Here is a 15,354-nt window from a genome sequence, read left to right on the forward strand (position 1 = left end):
ATCCCTCACGGAGGGATCTCGTCGGTGTCGAACCACGGCGGGTCCGAGACGTCTTCCTCGTCCGGTGGCTCCGGATCGAGTCCCCACTCGCGGAGATCGTCGTCGGTCACGGGGCGTCCTGCTTCGCCCGTGTGAAGCGCGACCGCCTCGTCGAGCATCTCCAAGGCCTCCAGACGCGTCTCTCCGCAGGAAGCAACGCCGGTCGCCACATCGATCGCCGACCAAAGTTCTTCGTCGTCCTTGATCAGGCGGATCTCTCTGCCTGAAGCCATATCTCCCGACAAACGGCGATTCGGAATAAGCGTTCTGTCGAGCGATTTCCCAGCGTCAAAGATCTCGTGTTTCTGTGAAAACGTGAAACTCTAGGTACTCGGTCTCGACGATATATGAATCGTTTAATATAAAACTCAATTCAAAGTCAGTCAGCGCTGGTTTTTGTGAGTCTTGACTGACTTTCGGAAAGTGTCCGCCTTGGATTGTAGATACGCAGCATATATGATTAGACAGGTGAATTGAACCGGCATAATGACGAGCATAACCAAAAGTGCGTAACCCAGCGATTGCTTCGAAGTGATTAGATCAATGGAACCGCTTCCTACGATTTGAATTGTTCCAACTTGCTGAAGATATACTATCGTCAAAACCCCAGCAAGCACGATGAGTAGCAGTACTGATAAAATAAACCCAATGGCCATTCCCCGCCGTTTTTGAAATCTATTGTAGATCTCTAGCTTATATTTATGAATATCACGTCCGTCACTTGCATCAATATCCTCCTCTGTTATTCCTATCTTAGCGATGTACCGGAGTACCGCAATCCAGAGTGGTAGACTGACCACAACAGATTGCATCAAAGCACTGACGACTGCATTTTGCGCGTCAGTTGGCATATTTTCAGAGTTATATAGTACTTGTTAAAATAGATGTTTATCATAGAATTGGGATGCTTTCGATAGAGGTTGGTTTTGAACAACCCCCAGAAGGCTCCACACCGACAATACTCCAGCAGACATCGGATCAGAAGAGGAAGTTACGGACAGGAAGTTCAACAATTAAACGCATTTCAAGAAATACTATTGAGGTACAACTCACCGCTCACTACAAACCCGACGACGAGGACGTCCACGAGACGGATCAGTGGGGCTACACGGAGACGGAGTACCTGCCCGCGTTCCGGATCACGGACCTCACGGAGCGAGAGGCGGACCTGATCGAGCACTTCGTCCCGGTCGCCGTCGACGAGGCCGGCGGCTTCGCGAACTTCCGCGAGACGGCGACGAAGACGAAATCCCTGATCGACCGCCTGAAGGCGTTCGAACTCCCCGACGTCGACGACATAGCCGACGACCTCGAGAACTACCTGGAGACGAAGGAACGTGCCGAGGAACTCGACGAGAAGATCGAACGAACGGACCAACTCATCGACGAGATCGTCTACGAGCTGTACGGGCTGACCGACGAGGAGATCGAGATCGTGGAGGAGGCCGTCGGGGAGTAGCTACGTGTCCCCCATAACGTAGGTGGCTCTCGCCACTTCCCGGCGTCTCCCAGAACTTCCACGTTCAGCTTGCTTACAACACGTCCAACGTGAGTCGTCACATCCCAGAATGGTCGGATCCACATCGATTTGATGTATATATTTGTCAATAGACACTGAATCCCTCATCACGATGGATTTAGAGCGTCAAGAAAACCCATATCTTCGATATTTAGCTGTAATTCTGAGCCCAATACTGGTGTACGTATTCTTCGTATGGGATTCAGCAAGTTGTATTCGATATCTCTCCCGGATGGAAATGGTTCGGGGGTCAATATATGGCACTACTATCTGAATTTTTATCAGATCACAGTTACGCTAGCGTTCAAAATCGCCCTCACTCTCGCGATTCTAAAAATTGGTCGACGGTTCTGGTCGTTGATCGAGTACCACATCGTACCACCATACAAGCCGAACGACGGAACGGGTAATGAGTTCAAGGTAGTTCGAGACGTTTCCCGCTACTCTATGGTGAAAAGTCTCAAAATTATGGTTGGATCTTTTATGGAATCAGTTTTATTCACCGGGATTATGATATACTTCGATTCAAAGATCGGTCTCATCTATTCGAACGTTCTTCCAGAATATATCCGAGGTATGGATGGGCTCTTCGTCTCGGTTATTCTCAACATCGTAAAGATTCCACTTTCAGATGTACCCCACTTCGACCTCGATACAGCTTCCAATATAGAGCTGGCAGTCCATATTGTCCACATATGGGCGCCTCAAATCCCGCTTTCGGTGTTCTTCATCAATGCTCTGGAATGCTCCAATTATGCCGTTCGAAAAATTCTCGAGATCCTCATCTCACCTGTGACTGAGAGCTAAGACAGACATCATAGAGTGCCGATACCCGATCATTGGTATGTCCGTTCAGCTACTCGCCGCAGATGTCGATCGGATGTTTCCGGTAGTCGTCTGTGTCGCCGATGAGATCGTCCGCGAACGTTTCATAGAGCCCTGTTGTCTGCTCGTCCACTGTCTCTTATAGAACGGTGAATTCACCGCCGCTCGTCGAGGTGAAATATATGGAAAAACGGCTCATACGGGCGTATGGTGTCCGATATCGATGGTTCAAAGATCGATGACTTATATACCACTTCTGTGTACGAGAAACAGTTACCGTAGATAGTAGTTTTAATTTTGTAGGGTTTGATGAACAGCTATGTCTGGGGCACTCGATACGGACGATCTCCGGCTGGATCGCCTGGGCGGCGAGTGCCTTCTGTTCGGCGTTGACGATCTTCTGAAGCCGGTTTCTGGCCGTCTTCGACTGTCGACATCGCCTCACAACCTGCTCAGCATCGAGTGATGATTCGTCAGAGAACACCTCCGGAAGGTGCTCGAGCGGGATGTTCAGATAGTGCCACTGGTCTCTATCGAACAGCCGAAAACCTTCCTCCCCTTCCTGCTCCTCGAAGAAACGTGAAACTCCAGGTACTCGGTCTAGAGATTGTGCTCATCAAGGGGAAGTATGATGTGTGTAGAAATATCTATATTTTATATGGCAAAAAAAGCCAGCGTGGTTATTGAGACCGAAGAGTGGATGGAAGACGATGTTGACGACGACACAATAGAGAAATTCGTACAGAAAATCTGGGATGAGCGGTTCAAATCTGTCGGCTATGAACGTGATTATGAGGTTAAAATAGAGTCAATCGAAGAAGAATAGTCCATCTGGCTAGGGTCCCACCCATCCACAAGTTCGCCTATCTTGAGTAGTACCTCAATTACTTCATCATCAATTTCGTCAATATGCATCTCCGCTGCAATATTCATCCCGTCCCGGTCCTTGTTGTACGGGTTTTCAGGCTCTTCTCCGTCCTCAAATTGTGTAGCATAGATCTTGTTAAGAACGTCTTCTTTGTCTTCAACCTCTTCGGACTCGTTGATTATTTGCTGGACTTTATCTTCAGTCACACCCGTAACCTCTTCTGCAATTGCGCGTGGTTGCATTAGATAATTCTCAATCCCATAGGCATCCCAAACATAGATGTTATCCATCGAAGTCACCCACCATTGACGCTCTTCATCCTCGTCAGTTCGTCCCATCGCCTCATAGAGTTCGCCTCGGGCTTGTACACGCGGTTTCCCATGTGTATCCCGAATGAATAGATAGGGAATGTCAAAGGAATAGAGGAGCTTGACTAACGATTTTGAGTCCGTCTTCATATTCTCGATTCCTTCTAATTCAACTACAGAAACACCAAGGGTGTCGAAATCCAGTCCGACTTTCTTTGCGAACTTTCGAAGGATACGTTTATCAGATCTACCTTCGGTGAACACAACTGCTTCGGACTGAAGCAACCCACTTTTTTCATATCCTAAGTCAATTAAAGCCGTTCCAATTTCGCCCTCTGAAACACTCTGAAGGTGGGTATATTCGTCGCGCTGAACTCGCACAATACTGTTCGCATCACTTCGATCAACGAACACATCAGAATGAGTTGAGACGAGTACTTGTGGCCCCCCATTAGCTTGCACCTCTTGGATAATCTCGTATATTTTTTGAACAGCACCCGGATGAAGATGGAGTTCGGGCTCCTCAATACAGAGAAGGTCCGTGTTTCTTGTTGCGAGATATATCTGAGTCAGTAATACCAATATCTCTTTTGACCCTGATGAAATCTCATCAGCCTTGAAGGATGTCTCAATGCCCGCTTCTTCAACAAAAATTGTATATCTGTTTTTAGGATCTTTGCCCGGCTCTCGGTCATACTCTATTCTTAAGTCAGTGACCCCCTCCATTATTTCCACATATGAGTCAGAAATGTTCTGAATAATTTCTTCATCTTCATTCCGCCTATCCAAAGATTCTAAAACATTAACGAGATTATCTCCAGTTTTATCAAGTTCAATAGTAAAATCTTCACCGGGGAGAACGTTGTTTTTTGGCTTTCTAAATGGGTTAACAAAACCCCAACTTTCAACATGATCATTGATTCGAGGTTGTATCGACTGTTCTAATGGGCGGTATCCACTATTAGAATGAGATTTGAGCGGATCGTCAATTTCCTCTAACGATTTTAAATCGCCCTCGTAGTTGGCATAGAAGTCCCGATCAGGATATTTGCTAGTAAACTCTAAATCCCATTTCACAGTAGATAGCCAATTGTTGTCTTTAATCGATTTCAGAATGTCTGAATCAATATCGTTTCGAGAATCAAGCTCTTCTATCAGCTCTGAGTGTTCTTCATCAGATAATTTAAAATACAGTGACAATTTGACAGGGATATCCGATTGTTTTCCGGTGGCAGTTTTACGGAGCCAAGTGTTTGATAGATTTCCAGTAATAACCCCATATATAGATTCAAATGAGTCTATAATATTCGACTTACCTGCATTATTTTTACCTATGAGGACAGAAGACTGAGAAACATCGAATTCTCCTTCTAAGATACTTTTGTAGTTTTCCCCTTGCCATTTTATCAGGTCCATTGTTCTGTTGTGGTATCAAACCCCATATTCAACAAGGTTATGCAGCGAACCAACAAGGTGAGAGCCAATATCTCTCCGAATCGCCTTCAAATCATTTATTGATTTTAGTGTGACGTACGGCCAATGGACGAAGACGCCGAACGCGATCCGGAATCGCCCGGCGAAATAGCGGAGCCTGAGTAGATACAGCGTAGCTTCCGGTGATACCTACTAAGAGAATTGTGGCGAAGGCGGCAGCAATGTTCGCCAAGACAGAGGCTTGTTGCTGCATCCCGCATAGAATTGAGACTGCACTCCCTGATGCGGAGCCAGCTGTCATAATCGCGGAAAGGAAAATAAAAGAAACAACCGCTGGATTGGCCTTGATCCAGTTGATTCCCTTCTCAGTATATTCTCCACAGGATAGCATTACCTCGTGGATATGGAACACCGTCTTAAATAATCAGTAGCCGATCAGAAGATTTGGAAGGGATACTTTCGATAAGCATACGGGATCAAATGACCTCAGTTACATTCGCTTTTGTAAGGATGTGCATTAGAAGCGATACTGGAAGATGCGTGAGAACCGCTAGATCTCCTCGAAGCCGTCGAAGGTGTCCCGGATCGCCCAGAACGTCGACTGTGAGACGATGAGGTCGCCGCGACGGACCGCGGCCTGCAGGAGCCGGTTCGTCCGGCGGGGGTCGAGCCCCGCCGCGGCCACGAGCTCGGCGAGCTCGGCGGCCGTACAGCCCGGGTTATCGAGCACGAGCCGGACGACCAGCTCGACGTCGTCCGATTCGGTGGCGGGCATACGCGGGGAGAACAGCCCGATCGGGGTAGTTATGGACTCGCTACCCGCGTTCCCGGCGGATGCAACCGATCGAACGGCCCGTTCGGTCGCGGCAACGATGGGGGTGGGGGCAGGGGATCCTCGAAAAGTCGACGGCGCCGATCGTGGGACGAATCGGATGGTGGGTGGTGTGGGGGTTTCGACGTTCGGATCGACGCCATCGGTCGGATCGCTCCGACACCGGTGCTTCGGCGGGGTCGCATAAATATACTCACTGCCTACCGGGGCGTTCTCGGCGCCGATGACCGTGATACCGCCCGATTTCGACGTCAATCGCGAGCGGTACGCCGGCAGAACGAGTTCTGGACTTAAAAACGAAGGTCGGAAGGTGTGGCGTCGACGTCGACGCCACGAACGTCAGCGGGGAGTGGAGAGCTTCGGTCGGACCGGATCAGGGCGCGGTCTGCGACGCGAGCTGCGCCGAGGAGCTGCCGTCGGCGGACTCCCAGTTCACCGAGACGGTTTCGCCGCTCCACTCAGCGTTGCTGGTACCACTATCATCTTTGTAAAGGTAGAGCGTCTGTGAGCTACCTGCACCGACTCCGCCAGTGGTGTCCCAACTGTACGGATCCGAGATATCGCCCCAGGCAGTACCATCAGCAACGTGACTATCACTATCGTCAAGACGCTTGTCCGACGTCACGGCGACGGTCAAACTATCGTCTTCCGAGATGGTGTCACCGCCGGCGTGGGAAATCGTCACCGCGTCCGGAGTCTGGGTCGTATCGAAGTCCATATCGAAGCTCGCAGTCGGCTGGTTGTTCTGTAGGTCGTCCCCCATTCCGAGGACGAACGTGCCGATGACGGCTGCGAGGATGACGGTGATCGCCACCATCAGGATCACGCCGATCACCGGACTGACTGCACGATCGTCGGCGAATAGCTGTTTCAGGTTCATGGGTTGTCTCACACCAACCATCCCCGGAGTGTCCCCGCGTGATGGTTGTTGAGTGGAACAACCGGAAGCAGATACTTAATATTTCGCTCAAAATTATCGAAGTTGATAATTGATTGACTGGTTTCGACCGATTTCTCCATAGATCGCGCGTGCACCGAGTCGATGCCGGGATCGCTGCCGGATAGATTCATAGGCCTCACGACCGTGGTAATAGGTATGGCGTCCCAGTGGATCCGCGCCCTCGCGTGCGCCGTCATCGTCCTCTGCGTGCTCGGCGGCTGGGGGCTGGCGGCCGACGACGCGACGACGGCGCCGGAAACGGCGAGTCCGATCGGCGAGGCGGCAGCACAGTCGTCAGGCTTCGCGGCGGCGGCCCCACGCGGTCGGTGGGACCCGGCGGCGGGATCCGGCGAGATCGTGCTCGATAACGGGAGCTATTATTCCGTCTTCCAGGGCGAGGCGGACGTCGAGGCGTGGTACGACACGACCGGCCGCGACGTCACGGGCACGGTTCTCGAGGGGGAGGCCGGGCGGAGCGAGGGCGAACCGTTCCGCCTGTCGAGCGCGATCCCGGCCGACCAGCCGCCCGGGCGATACGCCGGCGACGACCTCACGGTACGCGTCCAGGAGCCCCGCATTCGGACGGTCACCCTCTACAACAGCGTCGGCACCGAGCTCGAGGATCCCTCGGAGCTACAGCGCGAGGAGTCCCTGCTCGTGGTCGTCGATTGGAACTACGCCGCGGCCGAGGACCTCCAGGTCGACCTGATCGACCACGACGGCAACCTCTCGATCGAGCGCGAGGTCCTCTCGACGGACCCGACGGAGGCCCAGTCCGACCGGCTTCCGGACGGCGTCGACGCGGACACCCTCGCGCGGGAGGAACAGGGGCTCGGATCGACGAACGCCAGCACCGCCTCCTGGCTGTTCGATCTCGGTGCCGTCGACGACGGAACGTACACGCTCCGCATCGAGGGGGTCGACGACCTGACGACCGACGAGGCAGCCGAAACGTTCCGATTCACCGTCGGGACGGACGCCACGCCGGCCGCGTCGCCGACGCCCACCGCCTCCCCGACGCCTACCGCCTCCCCGACCGAAACCGCGTCACCGACCGCGACCCCCACTACGTCACCGACCGCGACCCCCACTGCGTCGCCGACCGAGACGACCTCACCGACGACCCCCGCCGGATCGCCGGGCCCGACCGAACGGCCGACCACGTCGTCGCCGGCGCCCACGACCGCGTCGCCGAGCGGGACGGAACCGCCGACGCAGCCGACGACGACCGAGGAACCCGGCTTCGGGGTCACGGCCGCGATCGCGGCGCTCGTGGTCGTGCTGCTGCAGGCGCTTCGGGTCCGCCGACGCTGAGCGCCGTGCCCGAGTGGTTATCCTGCTTGGGCTGGTAGATCGGCGGATGAGACGCCGCGATCTGCTTCGAACCGGCGCCGCGCTCGGCGCCGCGGGAGTGGCGGGATGTACGGGACGGGACGACGGACCCGCCCTTACCGAGGGGTTCGAGGACGGCCTCGGCGAGTGGGACGCCGCGGCGACGATCGGCCCGGAAGTGGACCTCGCGGACTTCGAGTGGGACGTCGCCGTCTCGGAGGCGGAAGCGGCCGAGGGCGACCGCTCGCTCCGCGTGTGGAACGAGGGCGATCACGACGACGGCGTGACGTGGGCCTCCCGGCCGATGCCGATCGAGCCCGGTCGGGCCTACGCGATCACCGTCACGGGACGGTTCTGGAGCGAGTCGGAGTCGTTCAACACGATCCGGCACGCGGTGATGCGACTCGGACCGGAGCCCGCGGCGGTCGAGGAGGACTTCCCGCAGCTCGGCGTCAACTCGTCCGAGTTCGGCGAGACGCCGTACGGCGGGCTTCGGGAGCCGCTGTGGCTGACCGACGGCTGGCGGGAGTACGCCTTCGAGTGGACGACGCCGACGTTGACGACGGACACGCTCCACGTCGCCGTCGGGACGGCCGTCATCTGGGAGGCCGACGCGACCCATTACATCGACGATCTGGCGATCACCGTCGAGCCGCGGTGAGCGCCACCCGCCGGCAGTGCGGAAGCGGTCCGGCTACCCGCCGGCAGTGCGGAAGCGGTCCGGCCACCCGCCGGATCGCGTGGCCGTCACCGGCACCGACGTCCGTTGACGCCCACGAGCCGGTGACCGGGCTCAGTCGTCGCCGGGCGCACCGGCCGTGTCGGCGTCCTCCACGCGGAGGCCGGAGGCGCCGGTCGCGTCCTCGAACTCCCGTTTGACCGGTTCGGGCGGCTCCTCGGTCGCCAGGCTCACGACGACGATGGCGATCGCCGAGAGGATGAAGCCGGGAATGAGCTCGTAGACGATCCCGACGTCGAGGAACAGCCAGATCGCGACCGTCGCCATACCGACGATCACGCCGGCGTACGCGCCCCACTTGTTGAGACGTTTCCAGTACAACGCCGCGATCAGGATCGGACCGAAGGAGGCGCCGATGCCGGCCCAGCCGCCGAGAATGACGGTGAAGACGACGCCGGACGGCTGTGCGAGGGCGATCGCCGCAATGATGATCGCCGCCATCACGCCCCGGGACACCCACAGCAGCGTTCGGTCGCTGGCGTCCTCGTCGATGAACCGCTTATAAAGGTTGTAGGAGACGGCGTTCGTCGCGACGAGGAACTTCGAGTCGCTCGTCGACATCATCCCCGCGATCGCGCCGGCCATCAGGATGCCGACGAGCCAGCCGGGCAGCAGCTCCTGTGCGAGCAGCGGCATCACCTGGTCGGTGTTCTCGACCGCGCCGATCGTGGCGCCGGCCGCCCATCCCAGGAAGATGGCGCCGTAGGTCGCGAAGATGACCCACACCATCCCGATGAGCGAGGCCCGACGAAGGTTGCGGTGGTCGTCGATGCTCATGTACCGGACCGTGATGTGGGGCTGGCCCGGATAGCCGAACCCGATCCCGAGGGTCCCGGCCAGGAAGCCGATGACCGCCATGCTGCCCGTGCTGCCGCCGAAGATGCCGGGCGCCGCGCCCGACACCTGTTGGAGTTCGGCCAGTCCGCCCGCGATGCTGCCGATGCCGAGGAACCCGACGATCGGCAACAACAGCACCGCGACGATCATCACGACCCCTTGGAGCACGTCGGTGTAGGAGACGGCGATGAAGCCGCCGACGAGCGTGTACACTAAGACCAGCGCGCCGCCGATGACGACGCCGGTGAAGAAGTCGTAGCCGAACACCGCGTTCAGGATCTTCCCGGAGCCGATGAACTCGCCGGACGTCGAGATCGTGTAGAACAGCACCAGCGAGACGGAGCCGACGAGCTTGATGACGCCGTAGTCGTCGCGGACGCGCCGTTCGAGGAAGTCGAGCACGGTCATGCTCTCCAGCAGCCCGCTGTACCGCCGCATCCGTTTGCTGAGGAAGAACCAGTTGAACGCTGTCCCGCAGATGACGCCGACGCCGATCCAGACCGCCGAAAAGCCCAGCGCGTAGGCGGTCGCCGGCAGCCCGACCAGCAACCAGATGCTCATGTCGGAGGCCTGGGCGCTGATCCCGACGACCCAGTCCTTCATCCCGCGGCCCCCGAGCGCGAAGTCCTCGAAGGTCTTGGTGGCGACGTAGCCGAAGACCCCGATCGCGAACACGGCGATGAGGTACAGCGCGAACGTGATCGTCGAGGACTCGACCATCAGCGCTCACCCCCCGGTGCCGTCCGATCGGCGGTCTCCGTGCGTTCGTCCGCCTCCTTCCCCCATCGGACGTAGTATCCGATCGTGAGGAGCAGCATCACGACTGGCGGTCCCCAGAGCACCAGGTGTTCGATGGCTGATAATGCCATGGGGAGTGATCACTTACATCATTGTATAAATGTTCGGCCCGCAAAACGGCCGTGACGCGCCGTCAGACTTCGATTCGGCCACGCTCAGATTTTTTAGCGGCGGCGCACAACCGGGGGGTATGACCGAGCACCCGGCGTACTTCGAGACGCACGACCACGGGGAGGGATACTTCGAGATCGACGACTACGAGCTCTACTACCGGCGGTTCGGCTCCGGCGACGACGTCCTCGTCGGCGTGCACGGCGGTCCCGGGATGCCGCACGATTACCTCGCGCCGCTCGCGGAGCACGCCGGCGAGGACCTGACGGTGTATCTCTACGACCAGTTCGGGGTCGGTCGGTCCGACGGTCCCGCACCCGGGGATTTCGATCGATATACGGTCGACCACTACCGCGGGGAGCTCGAGGCGGTTCGGAAAGCGATCGACCCCGAGGGGTCGTTCACGCTCTACGGCCAGTCGTGGGGCGGAATGTTGGCCCAGGAGTACGTCCTCGAGCACGGCGCCCACGTCGACGGCCTGATGCTCGCGAACACGCTGGCGGACACGCAAACCGCCTTCGAGTCGATGCGGAGCGTCCTGGATGAGCTGCCGGCGGACGACAGGGCGACGATCGAGGACCACGAGGCGGAACGGGCGTACGACGCTCCGGCGTACGAGGCGGCCCTCGACGGGGCCTACCGCGAGCACGTCTGCCGCACCGAGGAGTACCCGGATCCGGTGTTATCGACGTTCGACCGGATCAGCCTCGACGTCTACGGTCTGATGTGGGGCCCGAACGAATACGTCCTCCTCGATACCGCCCGGCTGCGGGACTGGGACGTTCGTGACCGCCTCCCCGAGGTCGACGTGCCGACGCTCGTCCTCTCGGGGGAATACGACGAGATCGATCCGGAGATCGCCCGCGACATCGCCGACCGCATCCCGAACGCCGACGTTCACGTCTTCGAGGAGAGCAGCCATATGCCGTTCTGGGAGACCCCGGACGCCCACTACGAGGTCGTCGAGTCGTTCCTGGCGGAGCTGCGTTCGCCCTAGCCGTCGATCCCCTCGGGCTCGTCCTCGTCGTCCCGGACGGCCCAGTAGGTCGACCGCGATTCGATGAGTGCGCCGCGACGGACCGCGGCCTGCAGGAGCCGGTTCGTCCGGTTCGGGTCGATTCCCAGCTCGGCCACGTGGTCGACGAGTTCGTCGGCCGTACAGCCGGGATGCTCGGCCACGAGGCGGACGACCGCCTCGACGTCGTCGGTATCAATGGAGGGCATACCCAACCTACGGCGTCGAGGGAGTAGTGTTTAACGGCGACCCGCATCACGGCACTCCGGGCGGTCACATCACGGCACCCACGACGCCGTCACCGCAGTCGCTCGTGTTCGACCTTCATACAGCGGTCCTGCACGACCGCGATCCCCGCCGCCTCGGCTCGCGCCGCCGCCTCGTCGTTGCGGATCCCGAGCTGGAGCCAGAGCCCGCCGACGTCCCCCGCGAGGTCCCGTCGCTCCAGGACGTCGTCGACCACGCCCGGAACCTCCTCGCTCGGCCGGAACACGTCGACCACGTCGACCGTGACGTCCCGCGGGACGTCGGTCACGGCGTCGTAGGCCGGCTCCCCGAGGACCGTCTCGGCGTACGGATTGACCGGGACGATCCGGTAGCCGTGCTCCTGGAGATACTTCGGGATCCGGTGGGCCGCCTTTTCCGGCGTGGTCGAGCAGCCGACGACGGCCACCGTGTCGGCGTCGAGGAGCCCGTCGACGCGTGCCTCGATGTCGGCCGATGCGTCGGACGCGGTCGGTTCGTCAGCGGGCATAGACGTGATGCTACGCGGAGTCGACCTAAAAGTGACGTGGCCGAGTCCGGGCTCTACGTCCGAGCGGCGGAGGATAGTGCAGGATAGGGTGGGTCACTCCGTGTCGCCGACCGTGAGCACGGGGACGGGCGCGTCCCGGACCGTCCGTTCGGCGACGCTTCCGAGCAGGACGCGGTCCGCGCCGCGCCGCCCCGTCGTCCCCATCACGACGACGTCGGCATCGACGGCGTCGATGCGGTCGAAAATGACGTCCGCCGGATTCCCGTCGGCGACGTGTCGAGTGGTCGTGACTCCGTGCGTTTCCGCCTCCGCGACGACCGCCTCGACGGCGTCGCCCGCCGCTTGTTCGCCGCCCGCCGCTTGCTCGGGGTCCGCCGCTTGTTCGCCGCCCGCCGCTTGCTCGGGGTCCGCGCTCGGGGCTGCCGGTTCGTCGTCACGATCGAGCCATCCCTCCTCGACGACGGAGAGGGCGTGAACCGTTGCCCCGAGCGAGTCGGCGAGCGCGACGCCGTGGCGTACCGCCCGGGTCGCGCCGGGGCTGCCGTCCGTGGGGATGAGGACGTCCTCGTAGGGGAACGTCAGCCGTTCGTCGGGCTGCATCCGCGCGGTGAGGACGGGAACCGGGGAGCGACGGACGACCGCCTCGCTCACGCTCCCGCGGAGGTACCGTGAGACGCCGGTTCGGCCGTGGGTCGACATCACGATCAGGTCGTGGTCGTACCGATCGGCGTATTCGACGATGGTGGTCGCCGGCGTTCCCTGGACGACGTCGGTCTCACACTCGATGCCGGGGGCTCGCAGCCGGTCCCGAACGTCCTCGACGATCGTGGTCCCCTTCCGCACGAGCCCGTCGACGACCTCGTTCTCGACCACGGTCACGCTGTGGCGCCCCGTGTCCGCGACGAACAGGAGCTGGATCGTCGCGTCCGCCCAGCTCGCGAGGTCCGTGACGTGACCGAGGATCGTGCTCGCGGGCTCGCTGTCGTCGACGGGCACCAAAATGTCGTCGTACATCTTCCGGGTACGGGTTCATACACGGGGTGGTTCCTAAGGTGTTTCCTCGGATTCGGCCGATCATCGCGTCCCGGTGGCGATCCCATCGGCGGCAACCGGGACCCCGTGTATTTCGGTTCTCCCGGCGCCGGCCGCTCCGGCGGAGTCCCCGTCCCCCGGAGCCGCCAGAACACCCATTACCCTCGGGTGGAAATAGTGATACGTATGTCGAACGACCGCGTCATCGAGCTGCTCCGGAAGGCGTACAGCGACGAGATCGAGACGGTGATGAACTACCAGACGAACGCGATCGTCCTCGATGGCGTGCGCGCCGAGGAGATCAAGGAGAGCCTCCAGACGGACATCCAGGAGGAGCTTGCCCACGCCGAACAGCTGGGGCAGCGACTCAAGCAGCTGGACGCCCGGCCGCCGGGGTCCGCGGAGTTCACCGCCCGCCAGGACACCCTCCAGCCGCCCGCCGACTCGACGGACGTCCTCTCGGTCATCCGCGGCGTGCTCGACGCCGAGGAGGACGCGATCGCCACCTATCGCGACCTCATCGACGCGGCCGAGGACGCCAACGACCCCGTCACCGAGGACCTCGCGGTGACGATCCTCGCCGAGGAGGAAGCCCACCGCACCGAGTTCCGCGGCTTCGAGAAGGAGTACCGGTCCGACTAGGCGTCCGTCGAAACGAACTCGACGTTTCGGAACTCGAATCGGGCGCCGCTTGCGTCCGGTGGTTCCCCACCGCTTCCGGCCTCGCGGTCGTTGGTGTCGCGTGCGGACGCGATGGACACGTCCCAGCCGTGCGCCTCGGCGATGCCGCGAACGATCGCGAGTCCGTATCCGGTCCCGCCATCCCGCGTCGAGTAGCCGCGGTCGAATATCTCGGACCGGATCGGTTCGGGGATCCCGGGCCCGTCGTCGGCCACGTAGAATCCGTCCGGCGTCCCGTCGTCCGACTCGGCCTCGTCGGCGAGGAGTCCGACCGTGATCGTGACGTTCGAACCGCCGTCTTTGACGGCGTCCCCGTGAGCCCGCGAACCGTGTTCGGGAGCGTCCCCGTGAGCCCGCGAACCGTGTTCGGGAGCGTCCCCGTGAGCCCGCGAACCGTGTTCGGGAGCGTCCCCGTGAGCCCGCGAACGTGGACTTTCCGAACCGTGTTCGACGGAGTTCCGGAAGAGGTTCCCGAGGAGGTCACGCAGTCGGCTCCCGTCGGCGTCGATCGTTCCCAGCGGTGCCTCGATCCGCAGTTCGGCGTGGCCGGTGTCGACGCCGGCCCACGACTCCCGGACGCAGTCCGCGAGGTCGACGGGGGCGGTCTCGCCGATCCGGGCACCGTCCTTCGAGAGCGCCAGCAGGTCGTCGATGAGTTCCTCGATGCGGCCGAGGGAGTCGGCGACGCGGTCGAGCTCGGGCGCGTCGTGGTCCTCGCGGGCCAGCTCGGTGTAGCCCTGCGCGACGGACAGCGGATTGCGGATGTCGTGGGCGAGAACGTCGGCGAACTCGTCGAGCCGGTCCTTGCGCCGGCGGAGCTCGCGCTCGCGTTCCTTCCGGTCGGTGACGTCCCGAACGATCCCGGTGAAATACTGCTCGCCGTCGTGGCGATGCTCACGGAGGCTGATCAGCGTGGGGACCTCGTGGCCGTCCTTGTGGAGCGCGGGCAGCTCGACGCCGTTCCAGTCGATGTTCCGCTCGCCGGTTTCGACGTACGACGCGAGCGCCGCGCCGTGGACCGGACGGAGCCGCTCGGGGATGATCCGCATCTTCGAGCTTCCGACGAGCTCCTCGGGCGTGTAACCGAGGATGTCCTCGATCGCCGGGTTCGCGTAGACGATGCGACTGTTCTCGTCGATCGTCAACATCCCCTCCGCGGCGTTCTCCACGAGCGTTCGGTGGAACTCCTCGGAGGCGACCGGCAGCCTGTCGGCATTCCTGTCCGTGTCCATCCTTCACCGTCCGGAGGACCTTGCGCCGCGGCGGATAAATTCCTGCCGATGGTCGCTC

The 15,354-nt window shown here is 60.1% G+C and carries 19 protein-coding genes and 1 pseudogene; 8 read left to right on the plus strand and 12 right to left on the minus strand.

Annotated features, from left to right (window positions below):
• Positions 1–5: 5 nt before the first annotated feature.
• A complete protein-coding gene (locus tag BLV25_RS09865) occupies positions 6–272 on the minus strand; it encodes a type II toxin-antitoxin system HicB family antitoxin (RefSeq protein WP_092732753.1) in 267 nt (88 codons plus the stop codon).
• A 150-nt stretch (positions 273–422) separates the two neighbouring features.
• Positions 423–890 (minus strand): hypothetical protein, encoded by a 468-nt coding sequence (locus BLV25_RS09870; RefSeq protein ID WP_092732756.1) that lies wholly within the window; start codon positions 888–890, stop codon positions 423–425.
• A 65-nt stretch (positions 891–955) separates the two neighbouring features.
• Here BLV25_RS09870 and BLV25_RS17885 point away from each other — a divergent pair.
• The 4 genes and pseudogenes from BLV25_RS17885 to BLV25_RS17420 form a co-directional block, all read left to right on the plus strand.
• Positions 956–1,498, plus strand: a pseudogene (locus BLV25_RS17885) (Eco57I restriction-modification methylase domain-containing protein); the annotation flags it as partial.
• A gap of 255 nt (positions 1,499–1,753) precedes the next feature.
• The gene (locus BLV25_RS09880) at positions 1,754–2,365 is read left to right on the plus strand and encodes a hypothetical protein (RefSeq protein WP_092732759.1); all 612 of its coding nucleotides are present in this window, start codon (positions 1,754–1,756) and stop codon (positions 2,363–2,365) included.
• A gap of 337 nt (positions 2,366–2,702) precedes the next feature.
• Positions 2,703–2,849, plus strand: coding sequence for a hypothetical protein (locus BLV25_RS17415; protein ID WP_176819472.1), 147 nt, complete (start codon positions 2,703–2,705; stop codon positions 2,847–2,849).
• A gap of 192 nt (positions 2,850–3,041) precedes the next feature.
• The gene (locus BLV25_RS17420; RefSeq protein ID WP_176819473.1) at positions 3,042–3,209 is read left to right on the plus strand and encodes a hypothetical protein; all 168 of its coding nucleotides are present in this window, start codon (positions 3,042–3,044) and stop codon (positions 3,207–3,209) included.
• Here BLV25_RS17420 and BLV25_RS09885 read toward each other — a convergent pair.
• The 4 genes from BLV25_RS09885 to BLV25_RS09895 all read right to left on the minus strand — a co-directional run bounded on the left by BLV25_RS09885 (position 3,173) and on the right by BLV25_RS09895 (position 6,705).
• Positions 3,173–4,975, minus strand: a complete 1,803-nt coding sequence (locus tag BLV25_RS09885; protein ID WP_092732762.1) for an ATP-dependent nuclease — start codon at positions 4,973–4,975, stop codon at positions 3,173–3,175. The two genes, BLV25_RS17420 and BLV25_RS09885, sit on opposite strands and share 37 nt — an antisense overlap.
• Before the next feature lie 91 nt (positions 4,976–5,066).
• The gene (locus BLV25_RS16785; protein ID WP_143114423.1) at positions 5,067–5,384 is read right to left on the minus strand and encodes a hypothetical protein; all 318 of its coding nucleotides are present in this window, start codon (positions 5,382–5,384) and stop codon (positions 5,067–5,069) included.
• Positions 5,385–5,543: 159 nt separating this feature from the next.
• Positions 5,544–5,768, minus strand: a complete 225-nt coding sequence (locus BLV25_RS09890; protein ID WP_092732765.1) for a hypothetical protein — start codon at positions 5,766–5,768, stop codon at positions 5,544–5,546.
• A 430-nt stretch (positions 5,769–6,198) separates the two neighbouring features.
• On the minus strand, positions 6,199–6,705 hold the full coding sequence (locus BLV25_RS09895; protein WP_092732768.1) for a type IV pilin: 507 nt from the start codon (positions 6,703–6,705) through the stop codon (positions 6,199–6,201).
• Between the two features lie 216 nt (positions 6,706–6,921).
• On the opposite strand from BLV25_RS09895, the gene BLV25_RS09900 reads away from it, so the two are divergent.
• Complete coding sequence (locus BLV25_RS09900) at positions 6,922–8,079, plus strand: hypothetical protein (protein WP_092732771.1); 1,158 nt, start codon at positions 6,922–6,924, stop codon at positions 8,077–8,079.
• A gap of 46 nt (positions 8,080–8,125) precedes the next feature.
• The gene (locus BLV25_RS09905) at positions 8,126–8,758 is read left to right on the plus strand and encodes a hypothetical protein (protein ID WP_092732774.1); all 633 of its coding nucleotides are present in this window, start codon (positions 8,126–8,128) and stop codon (positions 8,756–8,758) included.
• 132 nt (positions 8,759–8,890) lie between these two features.
• On the opposite strand, the gene BLV25_RS09910 is transcribed toward BLV25_RS09905, so the two are convergent.
• Both BLV25_RS09910 and BLV25_RS17425 read right to left on the minus strand, forming a co-directional pair.
• Positions 8,891–10,393: a sodium/proline symporter gene (locus tag BLV25_RS09910; RefSeq protein WP_021074418.1), complete on the minus strand. Its 1,503-nt coding sequence runs from the start codon at positions 10,391–10,393 to the stop codon at positions 8,891–8,893.
• Positions 10,393–10,542 (minus strand): hypothetical protein, encoded by a 150-nt coding sequence (locus BLV25_RS17425; RefSeq protein ID WP_021074417.1) that lies wholly within the window; start codon positions 10,540–10,542, stop codon positions 10,393–10,395. Before BLV25_RS17425 ends, BLV25_RS09910 begins: the two co-directional genes overlap by 1 nt.
• Positions 10,543–10,661: 119 nt before the next feature.
• Between BLV25_RS17425 and BLV25_RS09915 the strand changes: the two genes are divergently transcribed.
• A complete protein-coding gene (locus BLV25_RS09915; protein ID WP_021074416.1) occupies positions 10,662–11,579 on the plus strand; it encodes a proline iminopeptidase-family hydrolase in 918 nt (305 codons plus the stop codon).
• Here the strand turns inward: BLV25_RS09915 and BLV25_RS09920 are convergent.
• The 3 genes from BLV25_RS09920 to BLV25_RS09930 all read right to left on the minus strand — a co-directional run bounded on the left by BLV25_RS09920 (position 11,576) and on the right by BLV25_RS09930 (position 13,365).
• Positions 11,576–11,806, minus strand: a complete 231-nt coding sequence (locus BLV25_RS09920) for a hypothetical protein (RefSeq protein ID WP_021074415.1) — start codon at positions 11,804–11,806, stop codon at positions 11,576–11,578. The genes BLV25_RS09915 and BLV25_RS09920 overlap by 4 nt on opposite strands.
• Before the next feature lie 89 nt (positions 11,807–11,895).
• The gene (locus BLV25_RS09925) at positions 11,896–12,351 is read right to left on the minus strand and encodes a CoA-binding protein (RefSeq protein WP_092732777.1); all 456 of its coding nucleotides are present in this window, start codon (positions 12,349–12,351) and stop codon (positions 11,896–11,898) included.
• A gap of 93 nt (positions 12,352–12,444) precedes the next feature.
• Positions 12,445–13,365 (minus strand): universal stress protein, encoded by a 921-nt coding sequence (locus BLV25_RS09930; RefSeq protein WP_092732781.1) that lies wholly within the window; start codon positions 13,363–13,365, stop codon positions 12,445–12,447.
• 204 nt (positions 13,366–13,569) lie between these two features.
• Here BLV25_RS09930 and BLV25_RS09935 point away from each other — a divergent pair, with 204 nt between their 5' ends.
• On the plus strand, positions 13,570–14,025 hold the full coding sequence (locus BLV25_RS09935; RefSeq protein WP_021074409.1) for a DUF892 family protein: 456 nt from the start codon (positions 13,570–13,572) through the stop codon (positions 14,023–14,025).
• On the opposite strand, the gene BLV25_RS09940 is transcribed toward BLV25_RS09935, so the two are convergent.
• Positions 14,022–15,296 carry a PAS domain S-box protein gene (locus BLV25_RS09940; protein ID WP_092732784.1) on the minus strand — a complete coding sequence of 425 codons (1,275 nt, stop codon included), beginning with the start codon at positions 15,294–15,296 and terminating at the stop codon, positions 14,022–14,024. The two genes, BLV25_RS09935 and BLV25_RS09940, sit on opposite strands and share 4 nt — an antisense overlap.
• Positions 15,297–15,354 lie beyond the last annotated feature (58 nt).

It is taken from the genome of Halopenitus persicus, from assembly GCF_900107205.1.
Classification (GTDB): domain Archaea; phylum Halobacteriota; class Halobacteria; order Halobacteriales; family Haloferacaceae; genus Halopenitus; species Halopenitus persicus.